Below are 18,326 nucleotides of genomic sequence, written 5' to 3' on the forward strand. Positions count from 1 at the left end.
AGGTCACCCGGGCACGGTGCCGGTCCGACCCGTGATCAGACCAGGACAAAACCAACCCCCGCGCAAGCACCCCGCGCGAACCGACCCGCGCGAGACCACCCCCGAGCGCGGCCGGCTCGCGCGAGGCCGGCGTGGTCCAGGTCAGCTCACGGCGAGCTGCTCCGCGCCGGCGACCACCTTGTCGACGAAGCCGTAGTCGACGGCTTCCTGGGCGGTGAACCAGCGGTCGCGGTCGGAGTCGGCCTCGATCTGCTCGTTGGTCTGGCCGGTGTGTTCGGCGATGAGGCGCTGCATGGTCTTCTTGGTGAAGAGCATCTGCTCGGCCTGGATGGCGATGTCGGCCGCGGTGCCGCCGATGCCGCCGGACGGCTGGTGCATCATCACGCGGGAGTGGGGCAGGGCGTAGCGCTTGCCGGGGGTGCCGGCGCTGAGCAGGAACTGGCCCATCGAGGCGGCCATGCCCATGACGACCGTCGACACGTCGTTGGGCACGAAGCGCATGGTGTCGTAGATGGCCAGGCCGGCGCTGATGACACCGCCGGGTGAGTTGATCCAGAGGCTGACGTCCTTCTCGTGGTCCTCGGCGGCGAGCAGGATCAGCTGGCCGCAGATGCGGTTGGCGCTCTCGTCGTTGACCTCGGTGCCGAGGACGATGATGCGCTTGGCGAGCAGCCTGTCGAACACGGCGCTGTCGAAGGGGACCTGCGTGTCTGCCATGTGCGGCGTCCTTTCCCGGGGCTTTCCTCGACCGTAGTGATCGCACCCGGGGAATGGACCCCCGGTTCGCTGTGAGCGTGTTCGCTGTCAGCGTTTTTCCGCAGAGCGCAGGATCGGTCGCAAGGCGTCCAGGACCGCCGGGTCCTCGATCGTGGACGGGACGGCCGGGTCGCCGCCGTCGGCGATGCCGCGCATCGTCTTGCGCAGGATCTTGCCCGACCGCGTCTTCGGCAGCGCCGGCACGACCTGCACCCTGCGCAGGGACGCCACGGCGCCGATGCGCCGGCGTACCAGAGCGACCAGCTCATCCTGAAGGGTGCCCGGATCGGCGTCCACGCCCGCCTTCAGCACCACGAAGCCGCGCGGCACCTGCCCCTTGAGCTCGTCGTCGACGCCGATGACCGCGCACTCGGCGACGGCGGGGTGCGCGGCGAGGACCTCCTCCATGGAGCCCGTGGACAGCCGGTGCCCGGCGACGTTGATGACGTCGTCGGTGCGGCCCATGACGTAGAGGTAGCCGTCGTCGTCGAAGCGGCCGCCGTCGCCGGTCAGGTACGTGCCAGGGAACTCGGTCAGGTAGGACTCGACGAACCGCTCGTCGTCCTGCCACAGGGTCGGCAGGCAGCCCGGCGGGAGCGGCAGCCCGATGACGATCGCGCCGTCGACGCCGGTCGGGGCGGGCGTGCCGTCCGGCTGGACGACCCGCACGTCGAAGCCCGGCACCGGCACCGACGGCGAGCCGGCCTTCGTCGGCATCGGCTCCAGGCCGCGCAGGTTCGCCGCGACGGGCCAGCCGGTCTCCGTCTGCCACCAGTGGTCGACGACGGGCACGCCGAGGGTCTGACCGGCCCACTCGTAGGTCTGCGGGTCGAGCCGCTCACCGGCGAGGAACAGCGTCCGCAGCGACGACGTGTCGTGCCGCGCGACCAGCCTGCCCTCCGGGTCCTCCTTGCGGATCGCGCGGATCGCGGTCGGAGCCGTGAACAGGGCCGTCACCCTGTGCTGCTCGATCACCCGGAAGAACGCGCCGGCGTCCGGGGTGCCGACGGGTTTGCCCTCGTACAGGACGGTGGTGGCGCCGGCGAGCAGCGGCCCGTACACGATGTAAGAGTGGCCGACGACCCATCCGACGTCCGACGCCGCCCAGAACACGTCACCGGGTCCCGTCGCGTACACGTTGGCCATCGACCAGGTCAGCGCCACGGCATGCCCGCCGTTGTCACGGACGATCCCCTTCGGCCGGCCCGTGGTCCCCGACGTGTAGAGGATGTACAGGGGGTCGGTGGCGGCCACCGGTACACACGCGGCCGCCGTCGCCGCGTCGAGGGCGTCCTCCCAGGTCACGTCGCCGTCCCGCAGGACGCCGGGAGCCTGCTCACGTTGCAGGATCACCCGGTGCTCCGGCCGGTGCGTGGCCTCGGCGAGGGCGTCGTCGAGCAGCGGCTTGTATTCCACGACGCGGCTGCCCTCGATCCCGCACGAGGTGGCGACGACCACCTTCGGCCGGGCGTCGTCGATGCGGGCCGCGAGCTCCTTCGGCCCGAACCCCCCGAACACGACCGAGTGCACGGCGCCGATCCGGGCGCAGGCCAGCATCGTGATCACCGCTTCAGGCACCATCGCCATGTAGACGACGACCCGGTCCCCCTTGCCGACGCCGAGCTTCCGCAGCGCCCCGGCGAAGACCGCGACCTCGTGTCGCAGCCGGCTCCAGGTGTACGACCGGAGCGTGCCCGTCACCGGACTGTCGTAGATGAGCGCCGTCTCCTCGCCCCGCCCGGCGGCGACGTGCCGGTCGACGGCGTTGTGGCAGGTGTTGAGCTCGGCGTCCGGGAACCAGCGGTAGAACGGCGGGCGGTCGCCGTCCAGGACCCGGATCGGCATGCGGTCCCAGTCGACCCCGGCGGCGGCGTCGCGCCAGAACCAGCCGGGGTCGGTGAGACTGCGCTCGTACGTGTCGCGATAAGCGCCCATCCCTCGATGCTTACACTTTTGCCGCCCTTTACACAGGGGCGCTCGCGCTGGCCAGGCCCGGCGGGGCGTGGTCGAGGGCGGCGGTGATCGCGGCGACCAGCGCCCGGGCCGCCTCCTCGGTCAGCTCGACGGCGACCCGCGCCGCCGGTCCCCGCGCCGGGTCGGCGAAGTCGATGTTCAGCGTGTGCCCGAACGGCGCGTGATGCGGATGGTCGACGTAGACCGCGGCCCGGGTCACGGGAAACCACCCGGCCGGCCCCTTGGCGCTGCCTTCGAGCTCGACGGTTTCGGTGTCGTACGTGCACACGGCTCAGACCTCCAGCCGTTTGCCGCCGAGGTGCAGGTCGAAGAACGCGAAGATCTTCTTCCACCCGTCGACGGCGGCCTGTGGCCGGTACCCGGGCCGGTCCGGCGAGAAGAACCCGTGCCCGGCACCCTCGTAGCTGTGCCGCTCGAACGCCTTGCCATGCCCGGCCAGGATGCCGGCGAGCCGCTCGACCTCTTCCGGCGCCGGGTTCTTGTCGTCGTCCCCGAACAACCCCAGCACCGGGCAGTTCAGGTCCTGCAGCCGATCCTTGATCGACGTCATCTTCAGCCCGCTCGCCGCCGGCGGTGGCTCCAGCGCGAACGCCCCGTAACAGTCGACGGCCGCGTCCAGCGGCAGCGCCGTCGACACCAGCAGCGCCTGCCGGCCACCGGAGCAGTGCCCGATGACCCCGATCCTGCCGTTGTGCCCGTCCAGCGCCCGCAACGCGTCCATCGCGGACCGCACGTCCCCGATGACCTGCTCGTCAGGAACACCGCCCTGCCCCCGCACGAACGCCGACGCGTCATCGGGCGCCGCCCCGGGCGCTTCCCGCCAGAACAGGTTGGGGCAGATCGCCAGGTACCCGTTGGCCGCGAACCGCCGCACCATCTCCTTCGTCGACTCGTCGTAGCCCGGCAGGTGATGGATCACCACCACCCCGGGGAACGAACCGGGCCCGAGCGGCCTGGCCTGGTACGCCTGAATCTTCTCGTCCCCGACGGAAACCGTCTCGGCGCGGATCGCATCACCCATACCCCCCAACCTACTGCCGCCTCCCGCCGCACCCACTCGGAGGAGCCTCCCGGACCACGGCACGGGCCGCCCCGCAGGGAGGCCACCCAGCAGACCAGGCCGACCCGCAGGAAGGTCGCCCCACAGACCAGGCCGACCCGCACACGAGGTGCCCGGCAGACCAGGTCACCCCGCAGGGAGGTCACCCCGCAGACCAGGCCGACCCGCACACGAGGTGCCCAGCAGACCAGGTCACCCCGCAGGGAGGTCACCCCGCAGACCAGGCCGACCCGCAGACCAGGCCGCCGCCTCCGAAGGCGGGGCGGCGAGGCGTTGGGGGACGCCGCCGGCGGGGTCGGAGGGCTGAAGTGGTTACTGGCGGCCGGGCTCCAGGCGGCGGAGGGCCAGGCGGGCCAGGCCGATCAGGGCGGCGATCTGCATGACCAGGATGAGGACGGAGCGCCACCAGGCGCCGGTGGTGTGCTCCCAGAGGGTGTCCTTGAAGGGGATCATGGACTGGAGGTCGACGGTGGAGGCGCCGGCGGCGAGGCCCCAGCGGGTGGGGAAGAGCCAGGCGATCTGTTGCAGGACGGTCTGGCCCTGGAGCTCGAAGAGGCCGCCGGACAGGACGAGCTGGGCCATCACGACGACGACGAGGACCGGGGTCGTCTGCTCGGTGGTCTTGGCGAGGGCGCTGACGAGGAGGCCGAAGGCCATGGAGGCGAGGGCTACCAGGGCGACGGGGATGCTGATCTCCAGGAGCCAGTGCTGGGGGAAGATCAGCGGGTCCTTCGGGGGGTTCTTGCCGAGGAGCGCGAGCCAGGTGAACAGGGCTGTCTGGCCGACGATGATGACGGCGAAGACGAAGACCTTCGAGGCGAGATACGCGCCCGCGGAGAGGCCGACGGCGCGTTCGCGTTTGTAGATGGTTGCCTCGTTGACGATCTCGCGGATGGCGGCGGCGGTGCCGAGGAAGGCGGCGCCGACGGCCAGGACGACGAGGAGGCGTTGCGCTTCGAGGCTGAACTTGGTCAGGCCGGGCGCCATACCGTTTTCACCGGGGACGGTGCGGGTCAGCAGGGCCAGGGCGAGGGGCAGGCCGATGGTGAACAGGGCAAGGCCCCGGTCGGCGCCGATGACCCAGAACATGCGCAGGCACAGGGTGAGGAACTGCCGGATCGGCGCCGCGGGGTGCAGGGCCCGGCTGCGCAGCGATGCCCCGCCGAGCTTGACCCTCGCCCGCCCGACCGCCCGCGCCGGTTTCCCGGAAACGGCAGACTCAGCGGACGGCGTGGCCGCAGACGCCGCAGACGCAGGCGAAGGGGCGGCGGCAGCAGGCGCGGCGGCCGCGGTCTCCGGACGCTGCGGCATCGACTGCTCGGCCGTCGGTGAGTCGAGCTCCGAGGAAGCGGCGGGCGCCGCGTCGGCCGGGTTACGCGGCATCGGGACGGTGACCCGCTCGACGGCGGCCGGCTTCGGCAGCGGCGCCTCGGCGATCTGGGCCGTCACATACTGCGTATACATCTCCGAGCTGCGATAGGTCCGCATCCAGTGGTCGGCGTTGGTGGTGACCTCGCGGAAGACCTCGGCGTAGTCCTCGGCGCCGAAGAAGGAGAGCAGGTCGCCGGGCGGGCCGAAATAGCCCATCCGGCCGCCGACGGTGAGGACCAGGACCCGGTCGCACAGGTCGAGGTGCATCACGTTGTGCGTCACGACGGCGACGGTGCGGCCCTTGTCGGCGAGGTCGCGCAGCTCCTCCATGACCTCCTTGTCCAGCGCCGGGTCGAGGCCGGACGTGGGCTCGTCGAGGAAGAGCAGCGACGGCTCGGTCAGCAGCTCCAGGGCGACGGAGACGCGCTTGCGCTGGCCGCCGGACAGCTTGTCGATGCGCATCTTGGCACGCTCGGTGAGGTTGAGCGTGCGGAGCACCTCGGCGACGCGGACGCGGCGCTCCTGGCGCGGCACGTCGTCGGCGAAGCGGAGCGCGGCGGCGAAGCGCAGCGCGCGGCGGACGGTGAGCTGGCGGTGCAGGACGTCGTCCTGCGGGACCATGCCGATGCGGTAGCGCAGCTCGGCATAGTCGGCATAGAGGTCGCGGCCGTCATAGCGGACGGTGCCCTGGGTGGCGGGGCGCAGGCCGGCGACGGCCTTGATGAGGGTCGACTTGCCGCAGCCGGAGGGGCCGATGACGCCCAGGAGGCTGCCCTCGCTGAGCGCGAAGCTGACGTCGTCGAGCAGGATCGCGTCCTTGATGCGGACGGTGAGGTCGTCGGCGATGAGCGAGGACGGGCCGGCGTCCTCGAACTCGTGCAGGCGCATCCCGTCGAAGATGAACTCGTGCCGGCCGATCGAGATCATGTCGCCGGCCTGGATCGGCTGGCGGGCGATCGGCTTGCCGTTGTGGAACGTGCCGTTGCGGCTGCCGAGGTCGACGACCTCATGGCCGGTCGGGGTGCGGCGCACCTCGGCGTGGTTGCGCGAGGTGCGCAGGTCGGTGAGCACGATGTCGTTGTCGGGGCCACGGCCGAGGCGGATCAGCGCGCCCGCGTCGTGCAGGGCGGACTCCCGCTGCAGGGGCGGGGCCGCCTGGACCGCCGGCACCGGCTCGGTGATCGTGATGACCCTGAACGCGACCTTGGGGCCGTCGGCGGCGCCGAGGTGGACCGCTCCCCCGTCGACGGCGGCGACGAACGCGGCCTTCTCACCGTCGACATAGGTGCCGTTGCGGCTGCCGAGGTCGCGCAGGAACCAGCCGTCGTCATTCCAGATCACCTCGGCGTGCCGCCGGGAGATCAGGGTGCCCTCGACCACCAGGTCGTTGGCGGCGTCGCGGCCGATGGTCACGGTGTCGTCGGGCCGCACCACGGAGCGTGCCTCGCCGGCCGGGCCGGTGACGGTCACCTCGAGGACGGTCAGCTCGCGGGTCACGGTCTGCTGGTCATTGCTCGCCACGGGCATCATCATGCCGCCCACGTACGACAGAAAACAGCGGGGGGAAGTCCCGGCAAGATTTTGTATCAGGAAGCCGACCACCCACCTCTTCTTTGCAGACCACGTGAGGAGGAGCCATGGCACCAGCGGACGCCCGTTCGGAGCAGTGGCGGTCGCGCCGCGCCCGCCGGCTCGCCGGGCTGGGGTGGGTTCGTCGCGAGGACCGGGCGGACGGCACTCCGGTGCGGTTCGTCGCGGACGAGCTCCTGGTGCTCGACGACCACTTCGCCACCGCTCGTCAGGCGTTCGTGGAGCAGGGCTTCACCGTCCGGGACATCGTGGAGGAGGGGGATGTCCCGGAGGGCTTCCGGCGGGTGCGGTTGCCCGGCCTGGACGTCGCGCGCGCCGCGAGGCGGGTGCGGGTCCAGGCCGAGGCGGCCGGTGACACCAGGGTGGCCGCCGGGCCCAATCACGTGTTCGTCTCGACGCTGTTCGAGCACGCGGGGCCGTATGGCCCGCCACGGCCGGCGGCGCCAGGGCCTCTCACGGTGCGTGACCGTGAGGTGCCGGAGGTCGAGGTGCTCGTGCTGGACACCGGGGTGTGGCTCAACAGCCCGCTGCCCAAGGACCGGTATGCCACCGACGACTTCGAGTCCGACCTGCAGGCAGGCGACGACGACGGGGTGCGCGACGGCGACGTCGGCCACGCCAACTTCGTCGCGGGGGTGCTGCTGGCCAGGTCGCGGCAGGTCCGGCCACGGGTGATCAGGATCGTCGACACGTTCGGGGTGTGCCGGGAGACCGACCTGATCGCGGGTCTCGGGCAGGCGTACGACCACCAGATCATCAACCTGTCGCTGGGCGGCTACACGCTCGACGACCGGCCGCCGTTGCTGCTGACGGCGGCGCTGACGCGGCTGCTGGGCACCGGCGACCGGGTCGCGGTCGCCGCCGCGGGCAACGACGGGCAGCACGACCGGCCCTTCTGGCCTGCGGCGTTCGCCGGCACCAGCGTGTCGTGGCGGCGCCGGGTCGTCGCCGTGGCGGCTCACGACGGCCGGCGGATCAGCGACTGGAGCAACACCGGCACGTGGATCACGCTCGCGGCGCCGGGTGCGGACATCACCAGCACGTTCGTGCATCACGAGGAGTTCGGCGACGGCTGGGCGAGATGGAGCGGCACCTCGTTCGCGGCTCCGTTCGTCGCGGCCGCGATCGCCGACGCGCTGCCCGGGGCCGGCTCGGCCCGGCTGGCGGCGGAGGCGGTCATCGCCGGCGCGGCCCGCCGGTACGGCCGCTACGCGGGACTGGCGTGACCGGCATGCACAACACAAGGACACAACCCGTGACCGGCACGCACGGACAACGGACACAACCCGGGACAGACGTGCACGGACCACAGACGCGACACGTGACCGGCGCGCACGAAGCGCGGACACGACGCGGGACCGGCGTGCACAGGAGCCCGGTCCGTCTGCACGGAAGCGCGACCGGCACGCGCCACGGCAGGGGGCACCAGTGCCACACCAGGGGGAGGGGGGTGACGGGGTGCGGCACGCAGGTCGCCGCACCCCGTCTCCCGCGGGGCGCGATGATAGCCTTCGAGACCATGGCTGAGCCTGAAAACGCCGAGGTCCTGAGGGCGGCCGCCACCGGCGACCAGAAGGCTTGGGAGTCCATCGTGGACAGATATGCCAACCTTGTCTGGTCGGTCGCGCGCAGCTTCCAGCTCGGCCAGTCCGACGCCTCGGACGTCAGCCAGGCGACCTGGTTGCGGCTGGTCGAGCACATCGACGCCGTCCGTGACGCGGACAAGCTCGGCTCATGGCTCGCGACCACCGCCCGCCGGGAGGCCCTGGCACTGCTGCGCCGCGGCGGCCGGGACGTGCCCGCGGGCGCGGCCACCGACTTCGCCGGGATCCTCGGCGCCGGCGACGACGAGGAGCCCGACGCGGGCGTCCTGCGCGACGAGCGGGACAAGGCGCTGTGGCACGAGTTCCGCGCGTTGTCGGGCCCCTGCCAGCAGCTGCTGCGGGTGCTCATCGCCGATCCGCCGCCGAGCTACGCCGAGGTGTCGGCCGCGCTCGACGTGCCGGTCGGCAGCATCGGACCGACCCGGCAGCGCTGCCTGGGCACGCTGCGACGCAGATTGGGCTCGACATGACGCACTGTGCAGGGCCGACCCGATGATCGGGGAGGAAGAGGTGCTGAGGGTGTTGCGCGACATGGCGGGACGGCGCGACCCGGTGCCCGACGACGTGCTCGCCGCCGCGCGGGCCAGCATCGCCTGGCGCGACCCGGACGCGGCCCTGGCCAAGCTGACCGCCGACTCGGCCCGGGAGCGCCTCGTCGCGGTCCGCGGTGGCGGGTCGCCCCGGCTGCTGTCGTTCTTCGGCGGCTCGTTGACGATCGACGTGCAGGCGACGACCCGCGAGGGCGCCGTCGAGGTGGTCGGCGCCGTGTCCCCCGCCGTGCCGGCCAAGGTCGTCCTGGAGTCCCCCACCGGCAACCTCGAAGCGGACGTCGACGACGAGGGCAGGTTCCGCTTCCAGGGGGTCGCCGCGGGGTCGGTGCGGCTGCGGTGCGAACCCACCGAAGGCGCCCCCGTCCACACCGAGTGGGTACTGCTGTAACAGCAGGCAAATCGCCACGAGACGGACACTTCCGGCGGTACCCTGCAAAGCATGCCGATCGATCACGTGCAGATCGTGTCCATCCCGGTGAGCGACCAGGACCGGGCACGCGACTTCTACGTCAACGCCCTGGACTGGGAGCTGGTCAGCGACAACGACTCCGGCGACCGCCGGTGGGTCGAGGTGGCCCCGAAGCACGGTCAGACCGCGTTCACGCTCGTCACCTGGTTCGAGACCATGCCGGCCGGATCCCTGCGCGGCATCGTCCTGGACACCGACGACATCGAGAAGACCTTCGAGGAGCTGTCCGAGCGGGGCATCATCTTCGACGGGCCGATCGAGGAAGGGCCGTTCTCACGGGTCACGAGCTTCTCCGACCCCGACGGCAACACCTTCGTCCTGCACCAGCTCTACCAGCCTCGCACGCGGGTACTAAGCTACCCCGCGGCAGGGTCGTAGCGCAGAGGTCGTCGCGCCCGCACAGCACGCTGGAGGACGTCGGTTCGATTCCGACCGGCCCTGCCCCGCAAGACCCGAAGAGCGACCCACCGCGTCTATGCTCGTCCGCGGTGGGCCGTAGCGCAGAGGTCGACGCACCGCTTTGCCAGAGCGGAGGACGCCGGTTCGATTCCGGCCGGTCCACCAAACGAAAGCCCGGAACGAAAGCCGGAACGAAGCCGCTTGCGCACACGGGCTAGGCTCTGCCGGTGCCTCGTCTGGACCCCTCCGACGTCGCGGCGTGCCTGCGTGTGCTCGCCGCGCTCAACGGCGCGGACGACGACGACCCGTCGGCGCCGGCCGTGCGTGAGGCGGTCGTCAGCGCGTACAAGAGCCGCAAGAAGCAGCAGAAGAGCAGCCGCCGGACCGCGACCGCCGCACACGACCTGAAGCTGCTGACCGAGGACACCGGACAGCAGGAACTGCTGCGGGCGAGACGCTGCTACGTCTGCAAGGAGCACTACCGCACCGTCGACCGCGCGTATCCGCTGATGTGCGGGCCGTGCTCGACCGGCAACACGGCACGCCGCACCGCCCGCTGCGACCTGCGCGGCCGGCGCGCCCTCGTCACCGGCGGCCGGATCAAGATCGGCTACCAGACCGCGCTGAAGCTGCTGCGCGACGGCGCCGACGTCATCGTCACCACGAGGTTCCCGCACGACGCCGCGCGCCGCTTCGCCGCCGAGACCGACTTCGCCGACTGGCAGGGCCGGCTGCGGGTGCACGGCGTCGACTTCCTGGACCTGCCCGCGGTCGTGGGCCTCGTCGACGCGGTCACCGAGCGCTGGGGCCACCTCGACATCCTCGTCAACAACGCGGCCCAGACGATCTCCCGCCCGTTCGAGTACCATCGCGGGCTCCGGGCAGCGGAACAGCAAGGTCTCGAACCAGCGGTCCCGGTCGTCGGAGCGAGACAGGTCCCGGCGCTGCGGTCCACAGTGGACTTCTTCCCGTCCGGTGAGGTCGACGAGACCGGCGAGCCACTGGATCTGCGCCCTGTCAACAGCTGGGTGCTGCACCTGCACGAGGTCAGCCCGCGGGAGTGGATGGAGGTGCAGGTCGTCAACGCGTTCGTGCCGTTCCTGCTCACCGCCCGGCTGCGCCCGCTGATGCTCGCCTCCCCGCACCCCGACCGGTACGTCGTCAACGTCTCGGCGATGGAGGGCAGCTTCAGCCGCCGCAACAAGACGAGCCGGCACCCGCACACCAACATGGCCAAGGCCGGCCTCAACATGCTGACCCGCACGATCGCCGGGGACTACGCCCGCGACGGCATCCACGTCACCAGCGTCGACACCGGCTGGGTCACCGACGAGCGGCCGCAGGGCACCAAGGAGGCCTTCCACGAGGCCGGCTTCCGGGTGCCGCTCGACGTCGTCGACGGCGCCGCCCGGGTGTACGACCCGATCGTCCGCGGCGTGCACGGCGACCGGATCTCCGGCGTCTTCCTCAAGGACTACCAGGTGGTGGAATGGTAGAGATCGTCTGCCCGGTGATCGCGGTCCCGGCCGTGCCGCAGGCCGACCTCGACGATCTGTCGCCGCTGCTGGCACGGCTCAGGGATCCCGAGCCGGTCCGGGACACCGAGCGCTTCCCGCTCGGCACGCTGCAGCCCGACGGCCGCCTCGACCTGTGCAAGCAGGGCCTCGGCGCCGAAGGCGTCACCCAGGTCCTCGACCGCGTCGCCGGCTCGGAGCACGCCGTGCACCTGCTGCTGGGGACGAACGGGCTCGGCGCCGCGGGCACGGCCGCCCTCGCGACCGGCCTGCCCGACGGGCACCGGGTCGAGACGCTGTACCTCGGCTGCAACGCGATCGACGCCGCCGGCGCGGCACCGTTGTTCGAGCGGCTCGCCGCCGACGACCGGGTGCGGGCGCTGTGGCTCAAACGCAACCCGCTCGGCGACGAGGGGGTCACCGCCCTGGCGGAGACGTTGCGGCGCAACACGACCATCGACACCGTCGACCTCGTCAACACCGGCCTGACCACCGCCGGCCTGGAAGTGCTCGTCGACGCGCTCACCGCCCGGCCCACGCCGGTGAAGCGGGTCTTCCTCGGCGGCAACGGCCTCGGCCCCGACGCGGGCCCGCTGCTGCGGAAGCTGCTGCGCGACGCGGGAGTCCAGGGGTTGTTCCTCGCCGCGAACCGGTTGGGCGACGCCGGAGCCGGCCCGGTCATCGAAGCGGTCAGCGCCGCGGGCACCACGCTCGGCCTCGGTGGCAACGGACTGACGAAGGCCGCCGTCGCCGGCCTCGCCGAGCGGCTGAGCACCATGGACAGCCTGGACCTGAGCCGGCCGCAGTCGCTGCGGGTGCTCGGCGCCGCCGACAACGTGGTCGGCGACGACGGCGCCGCGCTGCTCGCCGCCGCCCTGCCCGGCACTCCGCTGCGCCGTCTCGACCTGCGCCACACGGGCGTCGGCGGCCGCGGCGCCAAGGCGCTCCTCGCGGCGCTGCCCGCAACCGACCTGACCCGCCTCGCGCTCGGCCCGGACGTCCCGCGCCGCGTGAAACGGGCCATCAGCGCGCTGCTCCCGGCCGCCGACGGCGGACCCGGTAGTGCGAACAGCAGCGAGATCGTGAGCGTGTACCGGTGACGACCCTGACCACAGCGGCCGCCGGCAACTGGCGGCGAATCCGGCGCTGGGCCACGCCGCCCGCGATGATCCGGGCCGCGACCGACGCCCGGCTCGCCGGCGACTGGCGGGCCGCCTGCGCCGCCGCGAACGTCGACGTCGAGCTCGACGACGACCAGGCGAAGCTGTTCGAGGACGACCTCGCCCACTTCGCCCCGGACCTGCTGCGCTGGCACCTGCCCCGCAAACCGGCCCGCGGCGACACCCACCTCGACGCCCGCCAGGTGTTCCATCTGCTGGGCGACGGGCCTTCGCTGTACATCGGCGGCACCAGACTCGGGTTCGGCTCCCAGCGGCTGCGGCTCTTCGCCACCGCCGAACCCCTCGACACCGATGCCTGGGAAGACTGGGAATGGGACGACGGGCCCCGGCCGTTCCACGCGCTGCACGACTACCGGGCCCTGCGGCACCTCTTCGACGCTCGCGAGAGCCGAAGCCTGCTCGACGGCTGCGGGTGGACGCACCTGCCGTTCCACGACCCGGCGGGCCGGCCGCTGCCGGAGTCCGCGTGGGGCGCCACCGAGCGGATCCTGGCCCTGCACGACGCCGGACGCTTCCTGGAGGCGTGGCAGGCCGCCGGCGCCGACGTACCGGAGCCGCCGCAGGACGAGCACCGCTGGCTCACGCGGATCCTGGGACGGCTGTGGACCGGCTTCCTCGGCGAGCACACCGCCGTCCTGAACGCCGCCCGCGCCAGGGGCACCGACCAGGTCGGGCTCACGTTCGGGTGGAACCACGTCCTGAAGCTCACCGGGTTCGACCGGCCGCGGCTGACCGGGGAATGGCTGTCGACCGGCTACCGGGAACGCGACGAGGACTGGCACCTGGACACCGGCCCGTACGAGCGGCCCATCGACGCCGACCTGGTCCGCCTCGGCGCGGTCCCCGTGTCGTGGCTGCACCCCCTGGTCCACGCCGCGTTCTTCCCGGAGGCGGAGCCCAGCGGCGGGAAGAGCAGGACGCCGAGGACCGAGGCGCGGCTGCGCTGCCGCGACGGCGCGTGGCACCAGGTGCGGATGACCGGCGGCCGGCTCGACATCCCGCACACCGACGAGGAACGCCGCCGCGAACAGGCCCTCCTCGCCCTCGGCGGCCAGGTGCACGGCTGCCTCGCCGCCGAACAGGCCTGGCGCGACGGGCGGGCCAGGCTCCCCCGCGCCCTGCGCGAACTGCGCGCCGACCTCATGCTGCGGGCCCAGCACGGCGACCTGCCCGGCGTCCTGGAGCTGCTCGACGCGGGCGTCGACCCGCACGCCCGCGACGCGCACGGCCGGACGCTGCTGCACCACATCAGCGGCCTGATGGCGGCGCCCGACGACCTGACGCTGTTGCACCGGCTGATCGACGCCGGGCTCGACGTCCACGCCCGCGACCGGCGCGGCATGACCCCGCTGCAGACCGCCGCGTACGACACCGGCTCCCTCGACCTCGTCCGGGCCCTGATCGCGGCCGGGGCCGACCTCGACGGCGAGGACGACAACGGCGTCTCCGTCGTCGAGACCATGGACCGGTTCGGCCGCCCCGAACTGAAAACCCTGCTGCACGACCGGTGAGGGCGCTCCGGACGGCGCGGCGGTTCGCCGTCCCGCACTGGATGATCGAGCGGGCGACGGCGGGCCGGCTCGCCGGTGACTGGCGGGCCGCCTGCGCCGCCGCGAACGTCGATGTCGAGCTCGACGACGAGCGGGCGGAGCTGTTCGGGGACGACCTCGCCCACTTCGCCCCGGACCTGCTGCGCTGGCATCAGTTCCAGGCGCCGCCGGCAACCGCCGGCCTGACGCTGGCCGTGCACGGGCGGCAGGCGCTGCGGGTCCGGCCGAAGCATCCGGGCACGCCCAGCCGGCGGCTGGAACTCGTGTCCGCCCCGCACGACGGGAGCGCGGCGTTCCCACGGGAGCGATGGGACAGCCGGTGCACCGGCGAACTCCTCGAACGCTGCGGCGGCTACGACGGCCATCTGCCGGGATTCACCGACACCGCAGACCGGCTGCCGCCGGCGGCGTGGACGGACCGGGAGCGGATCATCGCGGCGCAGGACGTCGGCGACTGGGTCCTCGCGTGGACCCTGGCCGGCTTCGACGTCGGGCCGCTGCGGGCCGAGATCAGCCACGGGCAGTGGCTCGACCTGCTGATGCGCGCCGGCACGCACAACCTCCCCCAGCTTCGCGCCGATGCCGTGGGACGCCGTGAGCTCGTCGTCCGGATCGGCGGCCACGGCGGCTATCAGGGGGTGCCGCTCAGGATCGACGCCGACCTGCGGGTCTGGCGCGGCGCCGGCGTGGTGTCGCCCGCCGAGGTGCCCGCGGTCCGCGCCGAACGCCCCGTCGACTTCGACCTGGTGCGCCGCGGGATCCTGCCGCTGGAGGACCTGCACCCGCTCGTCGGCGACGCCCTCTTCCCCGGCCTCGCCGGGCTCTTCGAAGGGACCCCCGAGACCGTCCCCGACATGGCGCCCGTCCGCGTGCGGTGCCAGGGCGAGTGGCACATCCTCGGCGGCCACCGGCACACCGCCGAGGAGACCCGCCGGAAGCTGGCGCTGCGGGCGCTGGGCGGGGCGCCGCTGCGCGGGTGTCTCGCCGCCCGGGCCGGCTGGCGCGACCCGGACGCGTGGACGCCGAAGGCGCTGCGCCTGCGCCGCCGCGACATCGTGCTGCACGCCGTCAACGGCGACGGGCCGGCGATCGCCGCGTGGCTCGACGCCGGCCTCGACCCGCACCTGCTCGACCATGAGGGCCGCACGATGCTGCACCTGATCGCGTGGCTGCCCGACCCGGGCCCGGTCCTGGCACGGCTGCGGCACGCCGGGCTCGACCCGGACGCCCGCGACCGGTCCGGCCTGACCCCGCTGGAGCACGCGCTGACCCGCGGCGGCACCCCGGCGGCGATCCACGCCCTGCGGGGGCTCGGCGGCAGATGACGGACCGCTCCCTCTGGCGGCGGATCCGCCGGTACGGGTGCCCGCGCGGCTGATCGAACGGCGACGGCAGCGCGGCTCGCCGGCGACCGCGGGGGCGGCTGCCGAAGTCCTTGCCGGCCCGGCGTTCGCTCGTGGTGCTCCAGGCGCGGCACGGCGACGAGACGGACGTACCCTGCTGCACATGCTGACCTGGCTGCCGTCGCCGGCGCTGCTGCCCCGGCTCCTGGCCGCCGGGCCGGATCCGGCCGCGGCCGACCGGCGCGGGCGGACGGCGCCGCGGCACGCGGAGGACCTCGACGCCCACCCGTCCGTCGTCGCCGCGCTGCGGGCGGCCGTGCGGGGCACCTGATGTGGCGTCGTGAGCTGGCGGCCGCGCGGTGGACGCGGCGGGTCGGGGTGCCCGCCTGGATGATCGCGGCGGCGACCGCGCGACGGGCCGCCGGGGACTGGCGCGGTGCCTGCGCGGCGGCGCGCGTCGACGTCGAGCTCGACCTTCCCGCGATCGCCCGCGGCGACGGCGGCGAGGTCGCGGCGCGGATCGAGGACGACCTGCGCCACCTCGTCCCGGACCTGCTGCGCTGGCACCTCGACCCCGCGCGGCCCGTCACCGTCCTGAGCGTGCACGGCGACCGCGCCCTGTTCGTGCGGCGGCGCGAGCCCGAGCGGCTGGCGCTGCACTACGGTGCCGTGCCGCCCGGCACATGGCGGTGGTCGCTGGTGCACAGCCGGGAGCAGTGGGACAGCCGCCACACCGCGTCCCTCGGCGCGCGGACATCCGCGGCCGGCGGATCGCGGGTGCCGTTCCTCGGCGCGGACGGCACCCGGCTGCCGCCGACGTCGTGGACCCTCGCCGAACACGTCATCACGCTGCAGGACGCCGGGGACTGGATCGGGGCGTGGCGCCTGGCCGGGTTCGACCTCGTGCCGCTCCTCGCCCGCCGCGCCGACCTGCGGGCGTCCGTCCGGACCCCTCGCACCGGCCCGTCGCGCAGGACGTGGCGGCTGGACCTCACCGGTCTCCCCGCCGCGATCCGGTCGGTGGGCACTCCGGAGGCGGTCCTGGATCAGGTGGATTCGGCGTACACCACCCGCATCGACGGCATGACGGTCTCCGGCCTCCACGACGCGCCCGGGCTGCGCCTCCCGGCGGCGCTGGTCGAGCGGCCCGTCGACGCCGACCTCGCGCGGCTCGGGATGCTGCCCGCGACCGCGTTGCACCCCCTTGTCGGCGCCGCATTGTTCCCGGCGCTGTCGACGATGCCGCCGTCGCCGGTGCCGGACACCGGCCCGGTCCGCGTCCGCCGCGACGGCGCCTGGCACCTCACCGACCCCGGCGACCTCGGCTGGCACGACCCGCTCGCCTCGCTGCCCGCGCCGCTGCGGTTGCGGCTCGCCACGTTGGTACGACTGGCGCGGCACGGCGACGCTCCCGCGCTGACGGCGTGGCTCGCGGCGGGCGGCGACCCCTGGTTCCGGGACCGTTCCAGGCGGACGATGCTGCACCTGCTGGCGTACGTGCCGGCCTCCGACGCGCTCCTGCTGGATCTGCTCGCCGCCGGCCTGGACCTGGAGGCCCGCGACTCGGCCGGGATGACCCCGCTGCTGTTCGCGGTCGCCCACGGCGGCCCCGCGGACACGATCCGCGACCTCGCCACGATGGGCGCCGACGTGCACGCCGTCACGTTCGCCGGCGCCGGCTGGGCCGACCTCGCCCGCGCCGCGGGACGCATCGAGGAGCTGTGGTTCCTGGCGGCGTGAAATGTCGTACCCGGGGGCTACCGTGTCGCGCATGACCGCAGAACCATCGGCGCTGACCCTCCTCGCCGCGGCCGACGAGCTGATCGCCGCCACCCGCTCGACCCGCGTGGAGCGCCGCGACAACACGCAGTTGGAGGCGCTCGCCCTCGCGGTCTCCGCCAACCTGCCGGTCCTGCTGTGGGGCGAGCCCGGCATCGGCAAGTCCTCGGCACTGCAGCAGCTGTCCGACCGGCTCGACGTGCCGATGGAGACGGTCATCGCCAGCATCCACGAGCCGTCCGACTTCGCCGGCCTGCCCGTCGTCGGCGACGACCCCGCCACCCAGGGCGTGCCGATGGCCCCGCCCGACTGGGCCGTCCGCCTCGCGGCACGCGGCCACGGCCTGATCTTCTTCGACGAGCTGTCCTCCGCCCCGCCCGCCGTCCAGGCCGCACTGCTGCGCGTCGTGCTGGAGCGGCGCGTCGGCAGCCTCGAGCTCCCACCCGCGGTCCGCGTCGTCGCCGCCGCCAACCCACCGGCGAGCGCCGCCGACGGCTGGCACCTGAGCCCACCCCTGGCCAACCGGTTCGTCCACCTGCACTGGACCCACGACCCGGCCGTCGTCGCCCGCGGCCTCGCCGGCACCTGGCCGACCGCCGACATCCCCCGCATCGACCCGCGCAAGGGTGCGTCGGCGCTGGCCCGCGCCCGCGGCACCCTGTCCGGCTTCCTCACCGCCCGCCCCGGCCTCGTCCACCACCTCCCCGCCGACGCCGAGGCCCGCGGCGGCGCCTGGCCGTCCCCGCGCACCTGGGAGATGGCCCTGCGCCTGCTCACCTTCGGCATGGCGAGCGACGCCTCCCGCGCCGCCCTGTCCACCGCCCTCATCGGCGCCATCGGCGACGGCGCCGGCCTCGAGCTGGTCAATTACCTCGACGAGCTCGACCTCCCCGACCCCAACCGCGTCCTGGCCAACCCCGACGCCTTCCAGCTCCCCACCCGCGGCGACCGCCAGCTCGCCTTCCTCACCGCCGTCGTCTCCGCCGTCCAGAGCAACACCACCCGCGAGCGCTGGGAAGCCGGCTGGACCGTCCTGTCCAAGGCCGTCGAGGCCGGCGTCCCCGACGTCGCCGCCCGCGCCGCCGCCGACCTGGCCGCCATGCGCAAACCCGCCTGGCCCGTCCCACCCACGATCGACGCCTTCATCGACATCCTCAGCCTCTCCGGCGCCCTCCGCTGATCCGC

Annotated in this window: 16 protein-coding genes and 2 tRNA genes; 13 read left to right on the forward strand and 5 right to left on the reverse strand. The window is 73.3% G+C overall.

The genetic code is table 11. The features are described 5' to 3' along the window. Positions 1–141 precede the first annotated feature (141 nt). The 5 genes from ABZS58_RS05680 to ABZS58_RS05700 form a co-directional block, all read right to left on the reverse strand. Positions 142–717 carry an ATP-dependent Clp protease proteolytic subunit gene (locus ABZS58_RS05680; protein ID WP_354777939.1) on the reverse strand — a complete coding sequence of 192 codons (576 nt, stop codon included), beginning with the start codon at positions 715–717 and terminating at the stop codon, positions 142–144. Positions 718–804: 87 nt separating this feature from the next. Then, positions 805–2,691 (reverse strand): propionyl-CoA synthetase, encoded by a 1,887-nt coding sequence (locus ABZS58_RS05685; RefSeq protein WP_354777941.1) that lies wholly within the window; start codon positions 2,689–2,691, stop codon positions 805–807. Between the two features lie 28 nt (positions 2,692–2,719). Continuing rightward, positions 2,720–2,998 carry a DUF6295 family protein gene (locus ABZS58_RS05690; RefSeq protein WP_354777943.1) on the reverse strand — a complete coding sequence of 93 codons (279 nt, stop codon included), beginning with the start codon at positions 2,996–2,998 and terminating at the stop codon, positions 2,720–2,722. Positions 2,999–3,001: 3 nt separating this feature from the next. After that, positions 3,002–3,751 (reverse strand): dienelactone hydrolase family protein, encoded by a 750-nt coding sequence (locus tag ABZS58_RS05695; protein WP_354777945.1) that lies wholly within the window; start codon positions 3,749–3,751, stop codon positions 3,002–3,004. 351 nt (positions 3,752–4,102) lie between these two features. Continuing rightward, positions 4,103–6,682: an FHA domain-containing protein gene (locus tag ABZS58_RS05700; RefSeq protein WP_354777947.1), complete on the reverse strand. Its 2,580-nt coding sequence runs from the start codon at positions 6,680–6,682 to the stop codon at positions 4,103–4,105. 116 nt (positions 6,683–6,798) lie between these two features. On the opposite strand from ABZS58_RS05700, the gene ABZS58_RS05705 reads away from it, so the two are divergent. The 13 genes from ABZS58_RS05705 (at position 6,799) to ABZS58_RS05765 (ending at position 18,321) form a co-directional block, all read left to right on the forward strand. Beyond that, positions 6,799–7,977 (forward strand): S8/S53 family peptidase, encoded by a 1,179-nt coding sequence (locus ABZS58_RS05705; RefSeq protein WP_354777949.1) that lies wholly within the window; start codon positions 6,799–6,801, stop codon positions 7,975–7,977. Positions 7,978–8,270: 293 nt separating this feature from the next. Then, on the forward strand, positions 8,271–8,825 hold the full coding sequence (locus ABZS58_RS05710; RefSeq protein WP_354777951.1) for a sigma-70 family RNA polymerase sigma factor: 555 nt from the start codon (positions 8,271–8,273) through the stop codon (positions 8,823–8,825). Positions 8,826–8,865: 40 nt separating this feature from the next. Continuing rightward, complete coding sequence (locus tag ABZS58_RS05715) at positions 8,866–9,294, forward strand: hypothetical protein (protein ID WP_354777953.1); 429 nt, start codon at positions 8,866–8,868, stop codon at positions 9,292–9,294. A gap of 51 nt (positions 9,295–9,345) precedes the next feature. After that, a complete protein-coding gene (locus ABZS58_RS05720; RefSeq protein WP_354777955.1) occupies positions 9,346–9,753 on the forward strand; it encodes a VOC family protein in 408 nt (135 codons plus the stop codon). Further along, positions 9,744–9,816, forward strand: a tRNA-Ala gene (locus ABZS58_RS05725). The genes ABZS58_RS05720 and ABZS58_RS05725 overlap by 10 nt, the downstream gene beginning before the upstream one ends. Positions 9,817–9,865: 49 nt before the next feature. Next, positions 9,866–9,939: transfer RNA gene (locus tag ABZS58_RS05730), tRNA-Gly, on the forward strand. A 62-nt stretch (positions 9,940–10,001) separates the two neighbouring features. Further along, positions 10,002–11,270 carry an SDR family oxidoreductase gene (locus ABZS58_RS05735; RefSeq protein WP_354777957.1) on the forward strand — a complete coding sequence of 423 codons (1,269 nt, stop codon included), beginning with the start codon at positions 10,002–10,004 and terminating at the stop codon, positions 11,268–11,270. Further along, positions 11,264–12,388, forward strand: a complete 1,125-nt coding sequence (locus tag ABZS58_RS05740; RefSeq protein WP_354777959.1) for a gala protein — start codon at positions 11,264–11,266, stop codon at positions 12,386–12,388. Before ABZS58_RS05735 ends, ABZS58_RS05740 begins: the two co-directional genes overlap by 7 nt. Next, the gene (locus ABZS58_RS05745; RefSeq protein WP_354777961.1) at positions 12,385–13,980 is read left to right on the forward strand and encodes an ankyrin repeat domain-containing protein; all 1,596 of its coding nucleotides are present in this window, start codon (positions 12,385–12,387) and stop codon (positions 13,978–13,980) included. Before ABZS58_RS05740 ends, ABZS58_RS05745 begins: the two co-directional genes overlap by 4 nt. After that, positions 13,977–15,344, forward strand: a complete 1,368-nt coding sequence (locus tag ABZS58_RS05750; RefSeq protein WP_354777963.1) for a hypothetical protein — start codon at positions 13,977–13,979, stop codon at positions 15,342–15,344. The genes ABZS58_RS05745 and ABZS58_RS05750 overlap by 4 nt, the downstream gene beginning before the upstream one ends. Positions 15,345–15,525: 181 nt before the next feature. Beyond that, the gene (locus ABZS58_RS05755; protein ID WP_354777965.1) at positions 15,526–15,693 is read left to right on the forward strand and encodes a hypothetical protein; all 168 of its coding nucleotides are present in this window, start codon (positions 15,526–15,528) and stop codon (positions 15,691–15,693) included. Next, on the forward strand, positions 15,693–17,102 hold the full coding sequence (locus tag ABZS58_RS05760; RefSeq protein WP_354777967.1) for a hypothetical protein: 1,410 nt from the start codon (positions 15,693–15,695) through the stop codon (positions 17,100–17,102). The genes ABZS58_RS05755 and ABZS58_RS05760 overlap by 1 nt, the downstream gene beginning before the upstream one ends. Positions 17,103–17,133: 31 nt before the next feature. After that, entirely contained in the window at positions 17,134–18,321 is a 1,188-nt protein-coding gene (locus ABZS58_RS05765; protein WP_354777969.1) for an AAA family ATPase, read from the forward strand. Positions 18,322–18,326: the final 5 nt, after the last annotated feature.

The sequence above is a fragment of the Dactylosporangium sp. NPDC005555 genome, from assembly GCF_040605635.1.
Lineage (GTDB): Bacteria > Actinomycetota > Actinomycetes > Mycobacteriales > Micromonosporaceae > Dactylosporangium.

Excerpts from the sequence above, each read along its gene's own strand:
- ABZS58_RS05680 (WP_354777939.1), bottom strand. The coding sequence starts at position 717 with ATGGCAGACACGCAGGTCCCCTTCGACAGCGCCGTGTTCGACAGGCTG.
- ABZS58_RS05685 (WP_354777941.1), bottom strand. The coding sequence starts at position 2,691 with ATGGGCGCTTATCGCGACACGTACGAGCGCAGTCTCACCGACCCCGGC.
- ABZS58_RS05695 (WP_354777945.1), bottom strand. The coding sequence starts at position 3,751 with ATGGGTGATGCGATCCGCGCCGAGACGGTTTCCGTCGGGGACGAGAAG.
- ABZS58_RS05705 (WP_354777949.1), top strand. The coding sequence starts at position 6,799 with ATGGCACCAGCGGACGCCCGTTCGGAGCAGTGGCGGTCGCGCCGCGCC.
- ABZS58_RS05710 (WP_354777951.1), top strand. The coding sequence starts at position 8,271 with ATGGCTGAGCCTGAAAACGCCGAGGTCCTGAGGGCGGCCGCCACCGGC.
- ABZS58_RS05720 (WP_354777955.1), top strand. The coding sequence starts at position 9,346 with ATGCCGATCGATCACGTGCAGATCGTGTCCATCCCGGTGAGCGACCAG.
- ABZS58_RS05740 (WP_354777959.1), top strand. The coding sequence starts at position 11,264 with ATGGTAGAGATCGTCTGCCCGGTGATCGCGGTCCCGGCCGTGCCGCAG.
- ABZS58_RS05755 (WP_354777965.1), top strand. The coding sequence starts at position 15,526 with ATGCTGACCTGGCTGCCGTCGCCGGCGCTGCTGCCCCGGCTCCTGGCC.
- ABZS58_RS05760 (WP_354777967.1), top strand. The coding sequence starts at position 15,693 with ATGTGGCGTCGTGAGCTGGCGGCCGCGCGGTGGACGCGGCGGGTCGGG.
- ABZS58_RS05765 (WP_354777969.1), top strand. The coding sequence starts at position 17,134 with ATGACCGCAGAACCATCGGCGCTGACCCTCCTCGCCGCGGCCGACGAG.